Consider the following 16,526-nt stretch of genomic DNA (forward strand, 5'->3'; position numbering starts at 1 on the left):
TGGGGGACCCGGGTCGTCAAGGGCATCCCGCTCAAGGACTACGCCTCCTGGCTGGACGAGGGCGCGCTGTTCAAGGGCCAGTGGGGCCTCAAGCAGGCCCGCGCCGGCGGGGCCACCTACGAGGAGCTCGTCGAGAGTGAGGGCCGTCCGCGCCTGCGCGGCCTGCTGGAGAAGCTGCACACCGAGAACCTCCTGGAGGCGGCCGTGGTCTACGGCTACTTCCCCTGCGTCTCCAAGGGCGACGACCTGATCATCCTGGACGACCAGGGCCACGAGCGGACCCGGTTCACCTTCCCGCGCCAGCGCCGGGGCCGCCGCCTGTGCCTCGCGGACTTCTTCCGCCCGGAGGAGTCCGGCGAGACCGACGTCATCGGCCTCCAGGTGGTCACCGTCGGTTCGAAGATCGGCGAGGCCACGGCCAAGCTCTTCGAGTCCGACTCCTACCGCGAGTACCTGGAGCTGCACGGGCTGTCCGTCCAGCTGGCCGAGGCCCTCGCCGAGTACTGGCACGCCCGGGTCCGCGCCGAGCTCGGCTTCGGCGCCGAGGATCCGGCGGCCATCGAGGACATGTTCGACCTCAAGTACCGGGGCGCCCGCTTCTCCCTGGGCTACGGCGCCTGCCCCGACCTGGAGGACCGAGCGAAGATCGCCGACCTCCTCCAGCCGGAGCGGATCGGCGTCCACCTCTCCGAGGAGTTCCAGCTCCACCCCGAGCAGTCCACCGACGCTCTGGTCATCCACCACCCCGAAGCGAAGTATTTCAACGCACGCTGACACGTACCGGCGTACACTGGTCGGTCCCAAACAGGCCGGTCACCTGTCCCCGAGGGGATGCCCCGCGCGGGCACGAGGTGACCGGCCTCGTCGTCCCCGGAGAGAGGCGTACGCATGACCAGCACCGTTCCCGCCCCCGTCGTCCGCACGGCCGACGGGCACGCCCTCCAGGCGGTGCTGCTCGACATGGACGGCACCCTCGTCGACACCGAGGGCTTCTGGTGGGAGATCGAGGCCCAGATCTTCCACGAGCTCGGCCACCCCCTCGACGAGGCCTGGCGCGACATCGTCGTCGGCGGCCCCATGAGCCGCAGCGCGGCCTTCCTGATCGAGGCGACCGGCGCCGACATCGGCCTCGCCGAGCTGAGCGTCCTGCTCAACGAGCGCTTCGAGGCCCGCATCGCCGAACAGGTCCCCCTCATGCCCGGCGCCGAGCGGCTCCTGAGCGAGCTGGCCCGGCACAACGTGCCCACCGCCCTCGTCTCCGCCTCGCACCGCCGGGTCATCGACCAGGTCCTGCTCACCCTGGGCCGCGACCGCTTCCACCTGACGGTCGCCGGCGACGAGGTCCCCCGGACGAAGCCCCACCCGGACCCGTACCTGTTCGCCGCGAGCAGCCTGGGCGCACACCCCTCGCGGTGCGCCGTCATCGAGGACACCGCCACCGGAGTGGCCGCCGCCGAGGCGGCCGGCTGCCAGGTCGTGGCCGTGCCCTCCGTCGGCCTGATCGAGCCCGCCCCCGGCCGGACCGTCGTGCGCTCGCTGGAGGACGTGGACCTTGCCTTCCTGCGCTCCCTCATCACTCCGATGAACTGAGAGCACACCCTCAGTGCCGAACGGAACCGGGGCCAGTCCCCGGTCTCGCGGAAGGATCTTCCGTGCACGCCCCCGGAGGCCGAAATTCCATCCCGATGATGTGGGCGGGAGCGGGTGACTTTGGTCACCCGCGCAGCCTTCGCCGGACCTGCCCCGAGCCTCCAGGGGCTTCCCATGTGTCCGGATTGATCATCTCCTGACACCATCTGCGAAGACTCCGGCGTAAGCGGTCAGTCCGCACCCATCACAGTGCGATTACGCCCCCTCCGCCACTGGTTCCAGCCACCCCGTCCCGGGCCACTAATGTCGACGCGGGCACTCCGCACGCACCTCTGCCGTACCGGCCGCACACCCTTGCACCGGCACGCGCGTGGACCGATCGTCAAACACCGGCCCGATCGTTCCGCCCTGAACGGGCGACCGCCGCGAAGTGCCCTCTACGCCGCTTAACAAGTGCCGGGTGAGGGAGTACTTCCAGCATGAACCGCAAGACCATGGTGCTGACGGCCGCGATCGGCCTGCTCACCCCCGCGCTGTCCGCTTGCGGCAGCGCGAGTGGAAACGGAGCAGGGTCCGGAGCGATCGTCGTCGGCACCACCGACCGGTTCGAGGCAGCCGACTACGCCCCCGCCCCGTTCGACCCCGCCTACGCGTACGACGCCACCACCTGGAACGTCCTGCGCCAGACCGTCCAGACGCTGATGCACACCCCGCGCGGCGGCGGCCAGCCCGTCCCCGAAGCGGCCTCCGACTGCCGCTTCACCGACAACGACGACGAGAGCTACCGCTGCACCCTGCGGCCGGGCCTGAAGTTCGCCAACGGCGACCCGCTCACCGCGAAGGACGTCAAGTTCTCCATCGACCGGGTCCGGGCCATCAAGGACGAGAACGGCCCCTCCGCCCTCCTCTCCACCCTCGACACCGTCGAGGTCAAGGGCGCCGACACCGTCGTCTTCCACCTGAAGACCCCCGACGCGACCTTCCCGTACAAGCTCTCCACCCCCGCCGCCGGCATCGTCAGCGAGAAGAACTACGAGGCCAAGAAGCTGCGCACCGGCTTCGCCGTCGACGGCTCCGGCCCGTACACGATGAAGGCCGAGGTCAAGGACAACCACCTCGTCCGGGCCGTCTTCAGCAAGAACCCGAACTACAAGGGCGACATCAAGCTGCAGAACGACAAGGTCGAACTGCGCACCTTCGCCGACTCGGCGGCCGCCACCAAGGCGCTCTCCGACGGCTCCATCAGCATGGTCTCCCGCACGCTCTCCCCGGCCCAGATCACCGAGCTCTCGGCCAAGCCCCCCAAGGGCGTCAAGCTCGTCCCCATGCCGGGCCTGGAGATCCGCTACATCGGCTTCAACACCGACGCCCCGGTCACCAAGGAGAAGGCCGTCCGCCAGGCCCTCGCCGCCGCCGTCGACCGCAACAACGTCATCTCCAAGGTCTACGGGAAGTCCGCGCAGCCCCTGTACTCGCTGGTCCCCACCACCGTCACCGGGCACGTCAACTCCTTCTTCAACAAGTACGGCGAGGCCAACACCGCCAAGGCCGCCGACCTGCTGAAGGCCGCCGGGATCAAGACGCCCGTCAAGCTGACGCTGAACTACACCAGCGACCACTACGGCGACGGCACCGCGGCCGAGTTCGCGGCCCTCAAGGCCCAGCTGAACTCCACCCAGCTCTTCGACGTCAGCGTCCAGGGCAACGAGTGGGGCGACTTCCGCCCGGCGCAGAAGAAGGGCGACTACGCCGCCTACGGGCTCGGCTGGTTCCCCGACTTCCCGGACGCCGACAACTTCCTCGCCCCGTTCCTGGAGCAGGACAACTTCCTGGGCACGCCGTACGCCAACAACACGGTGCGCACCAAGCTCATCCCCGAGTCCCGCAAGGCCGCCGACCGCAGCGTCGCCGTCCCCGCGATCACGGAGATGCAGGACATCGTCGCCGAGGACGTGCCCGTCCTGCCCCTGTGGCAGGGCAAGCAGTACGTCGCCGCACGCGACGGGATCACCGGAGTGGAATGGTCGGTCAACGCCATCTCCGACCTCCAGCTGTGGGAGCTCGGCCGGGGTGTCAGCGGCTGAGACCGGCAGCAACCGGCGGCGGACGTCGCAGGCCGGCGCAACGATCAGACAAGAACTGTGAAGGACATCGCGTGAAGAGACGTAACCAGTGGCTGGTGGCCCCGCTCGGGGCGGCGACCGCCGCCGCCCTGCTCAGCGGCTGCGGTTCGCAGGACGGCTCGGCCGCCGGCGACGGCAAGGGCGTGGTCATGGGCATATCCGACAAGGTGAAGTCCACCGACCCGGCCTCCGGCTACGACCCGGGCTCCTGGCTGCTCTTCAACAACGTCTTCCAGTCGCTGCTGAGCTTCCCCAAGGGCGGCACCACGCCCGAGCCCGACGCCGCGCAGGCCTGCAACTTCGAGGGCGGTGACAGCAAGGTGTACAAGTGCACCCTGCGCTCCGGCCTGAAGTTCAGCAACGGCCACAGCCTCACCTCGAAGGACGTCAAGTTCTCCTTCGAGCGCACGCTGAAGATCAACGACCCCAACGGCCCGGCCGTCATGCTCGCCTCCATCGCGAGCATCGACGCCCCCGACGAGAAGACCGTCGTCTTCAAGCTGAAGACGCCCGACGCGACCTTCCCCAGCAAGATCGCGTCGGGCGCGGGCGCCATCGTCGACCACGCCGAATACCCGGCCGACAAGCTGCGCTCCGACAACAAGGCGATCGGCTCCGGCGTCTACAAGCTGGACGCCTTCAGCGAGAAGAGCGCCAACTTCTCGGTCAACGAGTCCTACAGCGGCAAGGCCAAGGCCAAGAACACCGGCGTCACGCTGAAGTTCTTCAACGGCGACCAGGCCGGCCTCAAGACCGTCCTGGAGAGCGGGGACGTCGACTTCGCCTTCCGCGGCCTCGCCGCCAAGGACATCGCCGGCCTCGCCGCGACCAAGACCGGTGACAACAAGGTCGACGTCGTCCAGGGCACCGGCGCCGAAGTCCAGCACATGGTCTTCAACGTCAGCGACCCGGTCGTCGGCAAGCTCCCCGTCCGCAAGGCCATCGCGTACCTCATCGACCGCGAGGCCCTCGTCAAGGACGTGTACTCCGGCACCGCCGTCCCGCTGTACTCGATCGTCCCGGCGGGCATCGCCGGACACACCACCCCCTTCTTCGACCGCTACGGCGGCAGCCCCCAGCTGGAGAAGGCCAAGGCCGTCCTCAAGGCCGCCAACATCAGCGGCAAGATCAAGCTGACGCTGTACAGCACGCCGACCCGTTACGGCCCCTCCACCGACCAGCAGTTCCAGGTCATCGCCAAGCAGCTCAACGAGAGCGGCCTGTTCGACGCCGACGTGAAGTCCGTCGAGTTCGAGCAGTACGAGAAGGACATCAAGGCCGGCAAGTACGGCGTCTACGTCAAGGGCTGGGTCCCCGACTACCCGGACGCCGACAACTTCACGCAGCCGTTCTTCGGGCCGGACAACGTCCTGCAGAACAACTACGACAACAAGGAGATCAGCGGGACCATCATCCCGACGACCAACACCAAGTCCGACCGCACCGCGGCCAACACGGACTACACCCGTCTCCAGGACATCGTCGCGGACGAGCTCCCGCTCCTCCCGCTCTGGCAGAGCAAGCAGTACGCCGTCGCCCGCCAGAACGTCACCGGCCTCCAGTGGTCCCTGGACGCCTCCACGGTCTTCCGCTTCTGGGAGATCAGCAAGGGCTGAGACCGCCCCCGGCACGGCGCATACGGCTCCGCCCCGGCACCCGCGAGGGTGCCGGGGCGGACCCGTATCCGGACGCGGCGCCTACTGCGCGCCCGGCCGCACCAGGCCGCTCTCGTACGCGTACACCGCCGCCTGCACCCGGTCGCGCAGGCCCAGCTTCGTCAGCACGTGGCCCACGTGCGTCTTCACCGTCGTCTCGCTCACGAACAGGTCCGCCGCGATCTCCGCGTTCGACAGCCCCCGGGCCACCAGCTTCAGCACCTCGACCTCGCGCTCGGTCAGCGTCCCCAGCACGTCCGGGACGGTCTCCTCGCCCGACGGCAGATGGCCCGCGTACTTGTCCAGCAGCCGGCGCGTGATGCTCGGCGCCAGCATCGCCTCGCCCGCCGCCACCACCCGGATCGCCTGCACCAGCTCATGGGCCGGGGCGTCCTTCAGCAGGAAGCCGCTCGCCCCCGCCCGCAGCGCCTCCACCACGTACTCGTCCAGGTCGAAGGTGGTCAGCACCAGCACCTTCGCCGGACCGTTCCGCTCCGGACCCGTGATCTGCCGGGTCGCCTCGACCCCGTCCATCCGCGGCATCCGGATGTCCATCAGCACCACGTCCGGCTGCAGCGCCCGCACCTGCTCCAGCGCCTGCAGACCGTCCCCGGCCTCACCCACCACCACCAGGTCCTGCTCCGCCTCCAGGATCATCCGGAAGCCGGTGCGCAGCAGTGGCTGGTCGTCGACCAGCAGGACGCGGATCGCCACGGGAACTACCTCGTATTCGTCGGACGGCTTCGGCGCCGCCCATTCTGCCCTGACCGCGAGGTCAGGAACCCTCCGGGCGGCCGGGCCGCGGGACGACCTCCAGCGGATACACCGGGGGAGTGCCGCCGAACTCCGGACACACCGCCTGGTGGTCGCACCAGCCGCACAGCTTCGTCGGCCGGGGCCGCCAGTCGCCCGTCTCCGTCGCCTCCGAGATCGCCTCCCACAGCGCGTGCAGCTTGCGCTCCACCCGCTCCAGGTCCGCCACCACCGGGTCGTACGTCAGCACGTCCCCGCTGCCCAGGTACACCAGCTGGAGCCGCCGCGGCACCACGCCCTTCAGCCGCCACACCACCAGCGCGTAGAACTTCATCTGGAACAGCGCGCCCTCGGCGTACTCCGGCCGCGGCGCCTTGCCCGTCTTGTAGTCGACGATCCGCACCTCGCCCGTCGGCGCCACGTCCACCCGGTCGATGATCCCGCGCAGCCGCAGCCCCGACTCCAGCTCCGTCTCCACGAAGAACTCCCGCTCCACCGGCTCCAGCCGCGTCGGGTCCTCCAGCGTGAACCAGCGCTCCACCAGCGCCTCGGCCCCGGACAGCCAGGCCGCCAGCCCCGCGCCCCCGTCCTCCGCCGGGAACAGCTCCGCCAGCTCCGGCTTCGCCTCCAGCAGCCTCTCCCACTGCCCCGGCAGCAGCGCCTTCGCCCGCGGTGCCGTCCGCTCCGCCGCCGGATGGTCGAACAGGCGCTCAAGCACCGCGTGCACCAGCGTCCCCCGCGTCGCCGCCGCACTCGGCTTCTCCGGCAGCCGGTCGATCACCCGGAACCGGTAGAGCAGCGGGCACTGCATGAAGTCGCCCGCCCGCGAAGGCGACAGCGAGGCGGGCCGGGCGGCACCCGGGGAAGCGTCGGCGGAACCGGCGCCGGGGATCGTCGTCATGCGTAAAACCCTACGACCCGGGACCGACAGCACGCGCATACCATCGACTCCGGGCCCATCGCCCTGCATGATCGGAGCATCACACCGCGCGACAGCCCCACGCCGCCACCCCCACGACGTGGACCACACTGGAAGCACACGCACCGAACGAAGGACAGCCGTGGCAGACACCGACGAATCCGGCGAGCGCCCCGCCAAGCGCTCCGACCCGGGCGGCGGCATCCTCATGGGCCGCCCCTTCGGCGTACCCGTCTACGTCTCGCCCAGCTGGTTCCTCGTCGCCGCCCTCATCACCTGGGTCTTCGGCGACCAGCTCGACCGGATCCTGCCCGACCTCGGCCCGGCCCGCTACCTCGTCTCCCTCTTCTTCGCCGTCGCGTTCTACGCCTCCGTCCTCGTCCACGAACTCGCCCACACGGTCGCCGCACTCCGCTTCAGGCTCCCCGTGCGCCGCATCCAGCTGCAGTTCTTCGGCGGTGTCTCCGAGATCGAGAAGGAGTCCGAGACCCCCGGCCGCGAATTCGTCCTCGCCTTCGTCGGCCCCCTCCTCTCGCTCGTCCTCGCCGGGATCTTCTACCTCGGCATGAAGGCCGTCGACCCCGCCAGCGTCCCCGGCGTCCTCCTCGCCGGCCTGATGGTCTCCAACCTGCTCGTCGCCGCCTTCAACCTGCTCCCCGGCCTCCCCCTCGACGGCGGCCGCATGCTCCGCGCCCTCATCTGGGGCCTCACCGGCAAACCCATGACCGGCACCGTCGCCGCCGCCTGGGTCGGCCGCGCCCTCGCCGTCACCGTCCTGCTCGGCCTGCCCCTGATCACCCAGACCGGCGTCCTCGGCAACCCGCCCCAGGACATCGGCGGCATGGACACCGTCATGGACGCCCTGCTCGCCGCCATCCTCGCCGCGATCATCTGGACCGGCGCCGGCAACAGCCTGCGCATGGCCCGCCTGCGCGAACACCTTCCCGAGCTGCGGGCCCGCACCCTCACCCGGCGCGCCATCCCCGTCCAGAGCGCCACCCCCCTCTCCGAGGCCCTGCGCCGCGCCAACGAAGCCGGAGCCCGCGCCCTCGTCGTCGTCGACGGCCAGGGCGACCCCACCGCCATCGTCCGCGAGACCGCCATCGCCTCCGTCCCCGAACACCGCCGGCCGTGGGTCGCCGTCAGCACCCTCGCCCAGGACCTCACCGACGGGATGAAGGTTTCGGCGGAGCTCACCGGCGAGGAACTCCTCGACCACCTCCGCACCACCCCCGCCACCGAGTACCTCGTCGTCGAGAAGAGCGGCCAGATCTACGGCGTCCTGTCCACCCTCGACGTCGAGAAGGCCTTCGTGAAGGCCATGGCGCGGCCCCAGTCCTGAAGCCAATACACTGGTCACATGTCCGAACCGACCGGTGCCGCCCGCCGACGCGGGCCCTTCGAGGTCGGGGACCAGGTACAGCTGACCGACCCCAAGGGCCGCCACTACACGTTCACGCTCGAAGCCGGGAAGAACTTCCACACCCACAAGGGTTCCTTCCCGCACGACGAGCTGATCGGCGCTCCCGAGGGCAGCGTTGTCCGCACCACCGGCAACGTCGCCTACCTCGCGCTGCGCCCCCTGCTCCCCGACTATGTCCTGTCCATGCCCCGCGGCGCCGCCGTGGTCTACCCCAAGGACGCGGGCCAGATCCTGGCCTTCGCCGACATCTTCCCCGGCGCCCGCGTCGTGGAGGCGGGAGTGGGCTCCGGCTCCCTGAGCAGCTTCCTGCTGCGCGCCATCGGCGACCAGGGCATGCTCCACAGCTACGAGCGCCGCGCGGACTTCGCCGAGATCGCCACCGCCAACGTCGAACGCTACTTCGGCGGCCCCCACCCGGCGTGGAAGCTGACCGTGGGCGACCTCCAGGACAACCTGGACGAGACCGACGTCGACCGCGTCATCCTCGACATGCTCGCCCCCTGGGAGTGCCTGGAGGCGGTCAAGAAGGCCCTCGTCCCCGGCGGCATCCTCTGCTGCTACGTGGCCACCACCACCCAGCTGTCCAAGACCGTCGAGTCCATCCGCGAGATCGGCTGCTTCGCCGAGCCGCAGCCCTGGGAATCGATGATCCGCAACTGGCACGTGGAAGGCCTCGCCGTCCGCCCGGACCACCGGATGATCGGCCACACCGGCTTCCTCGTCACCGCCCGCCGCCTCGCGGACGGCGTCGAGCCCCCCATGCGCCGCCGCCGCCCCGCCAAGGGCGCCTACGGCGAGGACTACGAGGGCCCCGGCAGCGACCGCTCCGCCTAGCCCCTCCCCGCCGCCCCGGCCCGGGGCGGCGGACCCAACACGAAAGCGCTGTGGCGCAGTTCCCGGAAGAGCTCCCGGAACTGCGCCACAGCGCCTTTTCGTTGCCCGCGCCGACCGGTGCGGACCCGGCCGTTCCACCGCGGTGTGAGGTGTGGCACGATGCTGGCTCACCGTCACCCTTCGTACAGGAGACAGCCCGCGTGACGCACAGCCCCACCGGCCACGCCCCGTCGTTGGAAGACCTGTCGCCCGAGGGTCTCGCGCACCGCCGCGCCAAGCCCGTCCACTGGGTCGCGACGGCCACCGCCATGGCGGCCGTCATAGCCGGCGCGGGCCTGCTCCAGCCCGACCGGGCCACCGGGGCCACCCCCGCCCCCGAGCCCGCCAAGGGCCCGCGGGCCGCCGCACCCGACGCCCACGCGGCCGCGTACCCCCTCGACTGCAAGGGCGCCCCGCACCTCGTCACCGCCACCGCGGAGGGCGACCTCGACGGAGACGACCGCCCCGAGACGGTGGCGGCCGTACGCTGCGACGCCGGCTCCGGCACCCCGCCCCACGCGATCTACGTCCTGACGCGGGAGGCCGCACCCGGGGCCCCGCCCCGCGTCGTGGCCACCCTGCTCGACCCCGCCCAGCGCCGTACGGCCACCGACCTGACCGTGCGCGACCGGGTCGTCACGGCGAGCCTGCTGGGCTACTCCTCGCCGTCCGTGCCCCGCTACAGCCCCGACGTCAAGCAGTTCGCCAAGTGGCGCTGGACCGGCGGGAAATTCCGCCAGGAGCTTACGGACTCGACCGCCGGGCGTGTTTGAACCGTCACTCGGCGTCGGGGCCGTACACCTCGACCCCGTCCGAAACGCGCCTTACGTGGATGCAGTCGCCCGGGCACTCACGGGCCGAGTCGACCACGTCCTGGAGCAGCGGCAGGGGAACCGGAGTCGTCGCTCCCGCCTCCACGAGGAGCTCGTCCTCGGGGCTCTTCACGTACGCCAGACCGTCGATGTCCAGCTCGAACACCTCCGGGGCGTACTGGACGCAGATCCCGTCCCCGGTGCAGAGGTCCTGGTCGATCCAGACCTCCAGCGGCTCTCCGGTCCCGCCGGCGCCGCCCGTCGGGGCCTCCTGCTGCACGGTCATATCTCCTGCCGTTCCCTGCTCTGATCGATCCGTACCGGAGGCGGCTCTCGGCAAGTCGCGCGGGCCCGGACGGGTGTTGAACGCTTCGACCTTACAACCGGCTGCTTTCCGATGTTGAAGGGTGGGTATTTCCCTGGCGTGAGGGAGTACGCAAGGGTGAAGATCGGACACACCCCTACCGTCTTTGTGATCTAGGGGTTTCAATCACCACCAGCCCAGGTAGGGTCAGGAAGCGTCCAGCTCCCCTTGGAGGAGGTGAGGACCGTGGCAGCCCACGACGACGACATCAACCGCGGCATCCGGCCCGGGCGAGGGTCTGAGGACCCCGCTGGCCAGGTTGCCTATCTCGAGCAGGAAATCGCCGTCCTGCGCCGCAAGCTCGCCGACTCTCCGCGTCACACGAGGATTCTCGAAGAGCGGATCGTCGAGCTCCAGACGAATCTGGCAGGCGTCTCCGCCCAGAACGAACGACTGGCGAACACCCTCCGTGAGGCCCGGGACCAGATCGTGGCCCTCAAAGAGGAAGTCGACCGGCTCGCGCAGCCGCCGGCCGGCTTCGGTGTCTTCCTTCAGGCGAACGAGGACGGCACCGTCGACATCTTCACCGGCGGCCGCAAGCTCCGCGTGAACGTCAGCCCCAGCGTCGACCCGGAGGAGCTCCGGCGCGGCCAGGAGGTCATGCTCAACGAGGCGCTCAACGTGGTCGAGGCCATGGAATTCGAGCGGGCCGGGGACATCGTCACCCTCAAGGAGATCCTCGAGGACGGCGAGCGCGCCCTGGTGGTCGGGCACACCGACGAGGAGAGGGTGGTGAGGCTCGCCGAGCCGCTCCTGGACATCACCATCCGCCCCGGCGACGCCCTCCTGCTCGAACCGCGCTCCGGCTACGTGTACGAGGTGGTCCCCAAGAGCGAGGTCGAGGACCTCGTCCTCGAAGAGGTCCCGGACATCGACTACGACAAGATCGGCGGCCTGGGCGACCAGATCGAGCTGATCCGCGACGCGGTCGAGCTCCCCTACCTCTACCCGGACCTCTTCAAGGAGCACGAACTGCGGCCCCCGAAGGGCATCCTGCTCTACGGCCCGCCCGGATGCGGCAAGACGCTCATCGCCAAGGCCGTCGCCAACTCCCTTGCCAAGAAGGTCGCGGAGGTCACCGGACAGGCGGCGGGCAAGTCCTACTTCCTGAACATCAAGGGCCCCGAGCTCCTCAACAAGTACGTCGGCGAGACCGAGCGGCACATCCGCCTCGTCTTCCAGCGCGCTCGTGAGAAGGCCAGCGAGGGCACCCCCGTCATCGTCTTCTTCGACGAGATGGAGTCCCTCTTCCGCACCCGCGGGTCCGGCGTCAGCTCGGACGTGGAGAACACCATCGTCCCGCAGCTGCTCGCCGAGATCGACGGTGTGGAGGGCCTGGAGAACGTCATCGTCATCGGCGCCTCGAACCGCGAGGACATGATCGACCCGGCGATCCTGCGGCCCGGCCGCCTCGACGTGAAGATCAAGATCGAGCGCCCGGACGCCGAGGCCGCGAAGGACATCTTCGCGAAGTACCTCAAGGCCTCGCTGCCGCTGCACACGGACGACCTGAGCGAGCACTCGGGCTCGCCCGACGTGGCCGTCCACAGCATGATCCAGACCGTCGTCGAGCAGATGTACGCGGAAAGCGAGGAAAACCGCTTCCTCGAGGTCACGTACGCCAACGGCGACAAGGAAGTCCTCTACTTCAAGGACTTCAACTCCGGAGCGATGATCCAGAACATCGTCGACCGGGCGAAGAAGATGGCCATCAAGGCCTTCCTCGAACACAACCAGAAGGGCCTTCGGGTCTCCCACCTCCTCCAGGCCTGCGTGGACGAGTTCAAGGAGAACGAGGACCTGCCGAACACCACCAACCCGGACGACTGGGCCCGGATCTCCGGAAAGAAGGGCGAGCGGATCGTATTCATCCGCACCCTCGTCACCGGAAAGCAGGGCGCCGACACCGGACGCTCCATCGACACGGTGGCGAATACCGGTCAGTACCTCTGACGGTCCGAGGCGGCTGCGGGTGCCTCACGGGGCATTCGCGGCCGCCTGTTTTACCGCCCGCCTTTTCCGGCCGTGACAAGGCGAAGTCAATGACTGAAATGATCTCCCCGCCAGCGCGGAGTGGTTCTAGGCTCTTCCGTACCGCCGGTCGCGCAGTGCGGGACGGGCACCGCACATGACGCACCGGAGCACCAGCGGTACTTGAGCGCCGCCCCCGAACGGGAGCGCCGCCGGGCAAGGAGGGCCGCATGACCGTACGGCGAGTAATGGGGATCGAGACGGAGTACGGGATCTCCGTCCCGGGGCACCCGAACGCCAATGCCATGCTCACCTCGTCCCAGATCGTCAACGCCTACGCGGCGGCGATGCACCGGGCGCGACGCGCCCGCTGGGACTTCGAGGAGGAGAACCCGCTGCGGGACGCCCGCGGCTTCGACCTCGCCCGCGAGGCCGCCGACAGCAGCCAGCTCACCGACGAGGACATCGGCCTCGCCAACGTCATCCTCACCAACGGCGCGCGGCTCTACGTCGACCACGCGCACCCCGAGTACAGCTCGCCGGAGGTCACCAACCCCCTCGACGCGGTGCTCTGGGACAAGGCCGGCGAGCGCATCATGGCCGAGGCCGCCGAGCGGGCCGCCCAGCTGCCCGGCGCGCAGCCCATCCACCTCTACAAGAACAACACCGACAACAAGGGCGCCTCCTACGGCACGCACGAGAACTACCTGATGAAGCGGGAGACCCCCTTCTCGGACATCGTGCGCCACCTGACGCCCTTCTTCGTCTCCCGCCAGGTCGTCACCGGCGCCGGCCGGGTCGGCATCGGGCAGGACGGGCGCGAGCACGGCTTCCAGATCAGCCAGCGCGCGGACTACTTCGAGGTCGAGGTCGGGCTGGAGACCACCCTCAAGCGCCCCATCATCAACACCCGCGACGAGCCCCACTCGGACGCGGAGAAGTACCGCCGGCTCCACGTGATCATCGGCGACGCGAACCTCTCCGAGATCTCCACGTACCTCAAGCTGGGCACGACCTCGCTGGTCCTGGCCATGATCGAAGACGGGTTCATCGGCGTGGACCTGGCCGTGGACCAGCCCGTGCGCACCCTGCACCAGGTCTCCCACGACCCGGACCTCCAGCACCTGATCACGCTGCGCAGCGGGCGCACCCTGACCGCCGTACAACTCCAGATGGAGTACTTCGAGCTGGCCAGGAAGTACGTGGACGAGCGGTTCGGGAGCGACGCCGACGAGCAGACCAAGGACGTCCTGGGCCGCTGGGAGGACGTGCTGGGCCGGCTGGAGACCGACCCGATGAGCCTGGCGGGGGAGCTGGACTGGATCGCCAAGCGGGAGATCCTGGAGGGCTACCGCAGGCGCGACGGACTCGGCTGGGACGCGGCGCGGCTGCACCTGGTCGACCTCCAGTACTCGGACGTGCGGCCCGAGAAGGGGCTGTACAACCGCCTCGCGGCCCGCGGGAAGATGCGGCGGCTGCTGGACGAGGCGGACGTCGAGCGGGCCGAGAGCAAGCCCCCGGAGGACACCCGGGCGTACTTCCGGGGCCGCTGTCTGGAGCAGTACGCGGACGACGTGGCGGCGGCCTCCTGGGACTCGGTGATCTTCGACCTCCCGGGCCGCGACTCCCTCCAGCGGGTCCCGACCCTGGAACCCCTCCGGGGCACCCGCAAGCACGTCAAGGAGCTCCTGGACCGCTGCCGTACGGCGGAGGACCTGGTGCGGGTGCTTTCGGGGCAGTGAGCGGGCCTGAAAGGCCGCCCGTCAGGGAATCATGAAGTCAGACGGACGTTGTGGAAGTACGGGGACGAATGTCGGACCCTCCTTGTAGGGTCCGGCATAGGGTCTGATCTTGAGAGGTCCCGAATCCCGGGGTCTCTCCGTGTGAGCGCGCGAACCGAGCGGGGTGAGGTAGACATGGCGACCAAGGACACCGGCGGCGGACAGCAGAAGGCCACTCGCTCGACCGAGGAGGTCGAGGAGCAGGCCGCGGAAGCGCAGTCCGACCTCAAGGAGCGGCAGGAGAAGCTCTCCGACGACGTCGACTCGGTCCTCGACGAAATCGATGATGTGCTAGAGGAGAACGCCGAGGATTTCGTGCGCTCCTTCGTGCAAAAGGGTGGCCAGTAAGGTCTATTGACCTTCGAATCAAAGGTCATCTGCTGGGGTGGGGGCGTATCCACGAGAACCGACCGGTGTCGTGGGGGTGGCCGGGACCTACCCCGAAGCGGGCCCCGGTCCGGATGGCGTGACCGCGTGGCGGCGTACGGCGGCGAGGGCCGCCGGCGCCGTCGGGCGGCTTGGTTGGTCACGATCATCGGACGGGTAGGGTCCGGGGCGTAGTTCAAGATCGGCCGGACGTCACAGGGCGTGCAGCCGTTTACGTGGAAGGAAACCTGTGGAACCCAACACTCGTGGCACAGGGCGTCTACCGGCAGCCTTCCTGACGCCGGGGTCGTCGTCCTTCATGGACTTCCTGGGCGCGCACGCGCCCGAGATGCTGCCGGGCAACCGGAAGCTCCCCGAGGGGATCGTCGAGGCCCCGCACGGGACGACCATCGTCGCCGCCACCTTCCCCGGCGGGGTCGTCCTCGCCGGCGACCGGCGGGCGACCATGGGGAACATGATCGCGCAGCGGGACATCGAGAAGGTGTTCCCGGCCGACGAGTACTCCGCGGTGGGCATCGCCGGCACGGCCGGCCTCGCCGTCGAGATGGTCAAGCTGTTCCAGCTGGAGCTGGAGCACTTCGAGAAGGTGGAGGGGGCGACCCTTTCGCTGGAGGGCAAGGCGAACCGGCTCTCGACCATGATCCGGAGCAATCTGGGCATGGCCATGCAGGGCCTGGCCGTCGTCCCCCTGTTCGCCGGGTACGACGAGGGCAAGGAGAAGGGCCGGATCTTCTCCTACGACGTGACGGGCGGCCGCTCCGAGGAGCACGGCTACGCCGCCACCGGTTCCGGCTCCATCTTCGCCCGGGGCTCCATGAAGAAGCTCTACCGCCCCGACCTGACGGAGGAGCAGGCCACCACGCTGGTCGTGCAGGCGCTGTACGACGCCGCCGACGACGACTCGGCGACCGGCGGGCCGGACCTGTACCGCCACATCTACCCCATCGTCACCGTCATCACCGACGAGGGCTTCCGCAGGCTGGACGAGGACGAGTCGCAGGCGCTCGCCCGCAAGGTGACGGACCGCCGGCTCCAGGAGCCCGACGGTCCGCGCGCCGCCCTGCTCTGACCAGTCCTCTCGTCGCCCAGAAGAAAGGGACGGACCACCGGTGTCGACTCCGTTCTATGTGTCACCCCAGCAGGCCATGGCCGACCGGGCGGAATACGCCCGGAAGGGCATCGCCCGCGGACGCAGCCTCGTCGTGCTGCAGTACGCCGACGGCATCGTGTTCGTCGGCGAGAACCCGTCCCGCGCGCTGCACAAGTTCAGCGAGATCTACGACCGGATCGGCTTCGCGGCCGCCGGCAAGTACAACGAGTACGAGAACCTGCGCATCGGCGGCGTGCGCTACGCCGACCTGCGCGGATACACCTACGACCGCGACGACGTGACGGCCCGTGGGCTGGCCAACGTCTACGCGCAGACCCTCGGCACCATCTTCTCCTCGGCCGGCGAGAAGCCGTACGAGGTGGAGCTGGTGGTGGCGGAGGTCGGCGCGACGGCCGCCGGGGACCAGATCTACCGGCTGCCGCACGACGGCTCGATCGTCGACGAGCACGGCTCGGTGGCGGTCGGCGGCAACGCCGAGCAGATCAGCAGCTACCTCGACCAGCGGCACCGGGACGGGATGAACCTGTCCGAGGCGCTGAAGCTGGCGGTGCAGGCGCTGTCCAGCCAGGCCAACGGGGCCGAGAAGACCATCCCGGCCGAGCGGCTGGAGGTCGCGGTGCTGGACCGTACGCGGGCCCAGCAGCGCAAGTTCAAGCGGATCCGGGGCCGGCAGCTGGCGCGGCTGCTGGAGGCGGAGGTGCCGGCGGCGGCCCAGGTGGACGCCGTGTCGAACGACGAGGCGCCGGAGGACGACGCCGAGTAGT

At 69.5% G+C, this 16,526-nt stretch carries 15 protein-coding genes; 12 read left to right on the forward strand and 3 right to left on the reverse strand.

Annotated elements, in window-relative coordinates; all coding sequences use genetic code 11:
- From ACIRBY_RS34250 to ACIRBY_RS34265, 4 genes are all read left to right on the forward strand, one after another.
- Positions 1-774 (forward strand): vitamin B12 dependent-methionine synthase activation domain-containing protein (locus tag ACIRBY_RS34250; protein ID WP_403908128.1); only part of this gene is annotated, 774 nt, incomplete at its 5' end.
- A gap of 114 nt (positions 775-888) precedes the next feature.
- Entirely contained in the window at positions 889-1,590 is a 702-nt protein-coding gene (locus ACIRBY_RS34255) for an HAD family hydrolase (protein ID WP_403908130.1), read from the forward strand.
- 479 nt (positions 1,591-2,069) lie between these two features.
- The gene (locus tag ACIRBY_RS34260) at positions 2,070-3,674 is read left to right on the forward strand and encodes an ABC transporter substrate-binding protein (protein WP_403908132.1); all 1,605 of its coding nucleotides are present in this window, start codon (positions 2,070-2,072) and stop codon (positions 3,672-3,674) included.
- Positions 3,675-3,745: 71 nt separating this feature from the next.
- Positions 3,746-5,329 carry an ABC transporter substrate-binding protein gene (locus ACIRBY_RS34265; protein WP_403908134.1) on the forward strand — a complete coding sequence of 528 codons (1,584 nt, stop codon included), beginning with the start codon at positions 3,746-3,748 and terminating at the stop codon, positions 5,327-5,329.
- An 81-nt stretch (positions 5,330-5,410) separates the two neighbouring features.
- On the opposite strand, the gene ACIRBY_RS34270 is transcribed toward ACIRBY_RS34265, so the two are convergent.
- A complete protein-coding gene (locus ACIRBY_RS34270; protein ID WP_403908136.1) occupies positions 5,411-6,082 on the reverse strand; it encodes a response regulator in 672 nt (223 codons plus the stop codon).
- A 61-nt stretch (positions 6,083-6,143) separates the two neighbouring features.
- Complete coding sequence (locus tag ACIRBY_RS34275) at positions 6,144-7,022, reverse strand: RecB family exonuclease (protein ID WP_403908138.1); 879 nt, start codon at positions 7,020-7,022, stop codon at positions 6,144-6,146.
- Positions 7,023-7,248: 226 nt separating this feature from the next.
- Here ACIRBY_RS34275 and ACIRBY_RS34280 point away from each other — a divergent pair, with 226 nt between their 5' ends.
- From ACIRBY_RS34280 to ACIRBY_RS34290, 3 genes are all read left to right on the forward strand, one after another.
- Positions 7,249-8,382 carry a site-2 protease family protein gene (locus ACIRBY_RS34280; protein WP_403908276.1) on the forward strand — a complete coding sequence of 378 codons (1,134 nt, stop codon included), beginning with the start codon at positions 7,249-7,251 and terminating at the stop codon, positions 8,380-8,382.
- Between the two features lie 18 nt (positions 8,383-8,400).
- On the forward strand, positions 8,401-9,297 hold the full coding sequence (locus tag ACIRBY_RS34285; protein ID WP_042814566.1) for a tRNA (adenine-N1)-methyltransferase: 897 nt from the start codon (positions 8,401-8,403) through the stop codon (positions 9,295-9,297).
- 308 nt (positions 9,298-9,605) lie between these two features.
- Positions 9,606-10,109: a hypothetical protein gene (locus tag ACIRBY_RS34290; RefSeq protein ID WP_403908278.1), complete on the forward strand. Its 504-nt coding sequence runs from the start codon at positions 9,606-9,608 to the stop codon at positions 10,107-10,109.
- A 4-nt stretch (positions 10,110-10,113) separates the two neighbouring features.
- Here ACIRBY_RS34290 and ACIRBY_RS34295 read toward each other — a convergent pair whose 3' ends face one another.
- Positions 10,114-10,434 (reverse strand): ferredoxin, encoded by a 321-nt coding sequence (locus ACIRBY_RS34295; protein WP_403908140.1) that lies wholly within the window; start codon positions 10,432-10,434, stop codon positions 10,114-10,116.
- Between the two features lie 264 nt (positions 10,435-10,698).
- Here ACIRBY_RS34295 and arc point away from each other — a divergent pair, with 264 nt between their 5' ends.
- The 5 genes from arc (at position 10,699) to prcA (ending at position 16,525) form a co-directional block, all read left to right on the forward strand.
- Positions 10,699-12,465 carry a proteasome ATPase gene (gene arc / locus ACIRBY_RS34300; RefSeq protein WP_042814564.1) on the forward strand — a complete coding sequence of 589 codons (1,767 nt, stop codon included), beginning with the start codon at positions 10,699-10,701 and terminating at the stop codon, positions 12,463-12,465.
- A 248-nt stretch (positions 12,466-12,713) separates the two neighbouring features.
- Positions 12,714-14,225: a depupylase/deamidase Dop gene (gene dop, locus ACIRBY_RS34305; RefSeq protein ID WP_403908143.1), complete on the forward strand. Its 1,512-nt coding sequence runs from the start codon at positions 12,714-12,716 to the stop codon at positions 14,223-14,225.
- A 174-nt stretch (positions 14,226-14,399) separates the two neighbouring features.
- Positions 14,400-14,612, forward strand: coding sequence for a ubiquitin-like protein Pup (locus ACIRBY_RS34310; RefSeq protein WP_042803062.1), 213 nt, complete (start codon positions 14,400-14,402; stop codon positions 14,610-14,612).
- 268 nt (positions 14,613-14,880) lie between these two features.
- Positions 14,881-15,720 (forward strand): proteasome subunit beta, encoded by an 840-nt coding sequence (gene prcB, locus ACIRBY_RS34315; RefSeq protein WP_403908145.1) that lies wholly within the window; start codon positions 14,881-14,883, stop codon positions 15,718-15,720.
- A 40-nt stretch (positions 15,721-15,760) separates the two neighbouring features.
- Entirely contained in the window at positions 15,761-16,525 is a 765-nt protein-coding gene (gene prcA / locus ACIRBY_RS34320) for a proteasome subunit alpha (RefSeq protein ID WP_390689306.1), read from the forward strand.
- Position 16,526 lies beyond the last annotated feature (1 nt).

The sequence above is a fragment of the Streptomyces sp. NPDC096136 genome (assembly GCF_044763325.1).
GTDB lineage: Bacteria > Actinomycetota > Actinomycetes > Streptomycetales > Streptomycetaceae > Streptomyces.

Bases quoted from the DNA above. Each gene is read 5' to 3' on its own strand.
- ACIRBY_RS34275 (WP_403908138.1), bottom strand. From the start codon at position 7,022: ATGACGACGATCCCCGGCGCCGGTTCCGCCGACGCTTCCCCGGGTGCC.
- ACIRBY_RS34295 (WP_403908140.1), bottom strand. From the start codon at position 10,434: ATGACCGTGCAGCAGGAGGCCCCGACGGGCGGCGCCGGCGGGACCGGA.
- dop (WP_403908143.1), top strand. From the start codon at position 12,714: ATGACCGTACGGCGAGTAATGGGGATCGAGACGGAGTACGGGATCTCC.
- ACIRBY_RS34255 (WP_403908130.1), top strand. From the start codon at position 889: ATGACCAGCACCGTTCCCGCCCCCGTCGTCCGCACGGCCGACGGGCAC.
- ACIRBY_RS34260 (WP_403908132.1), top strand. From the start codon at position 2,070: ATGAACCGCAAGACCATGGTGCTGACGGCCGCGATCGGCCTGCTCACC.
- ACIRBY_RS34290 (WP_403908278.1), top strand. From the start codon at position 9,606: ATGGCGGCCGTCATAGCCGGCGCGGGCCTGCTCCAGCCCGACCGGGCC.
- ACIRBY_RS34310 (WP_042803062.1), top strand. From the start codon at position 14,400: ATGGCGACCAAGGACACCGGCGGCGGACAGCAGAAGGCCACTCGCTCG.
- ACIRBY_RS34280 (WP_403908276.1), top strand. From the start codon at position 7,249: ATGGGCCGCCCCTTCGGCGTACCCGTCTACGTCTCGCCCAGCTGGTTC.
- ACIRBY_RS34285 (WP_042814566.1), top strand. From the start codon at position 8,401: ATGTCCGAACCGACCGGTGCCGCCCGCCGACGCGGGCCCTTCGAGGTC.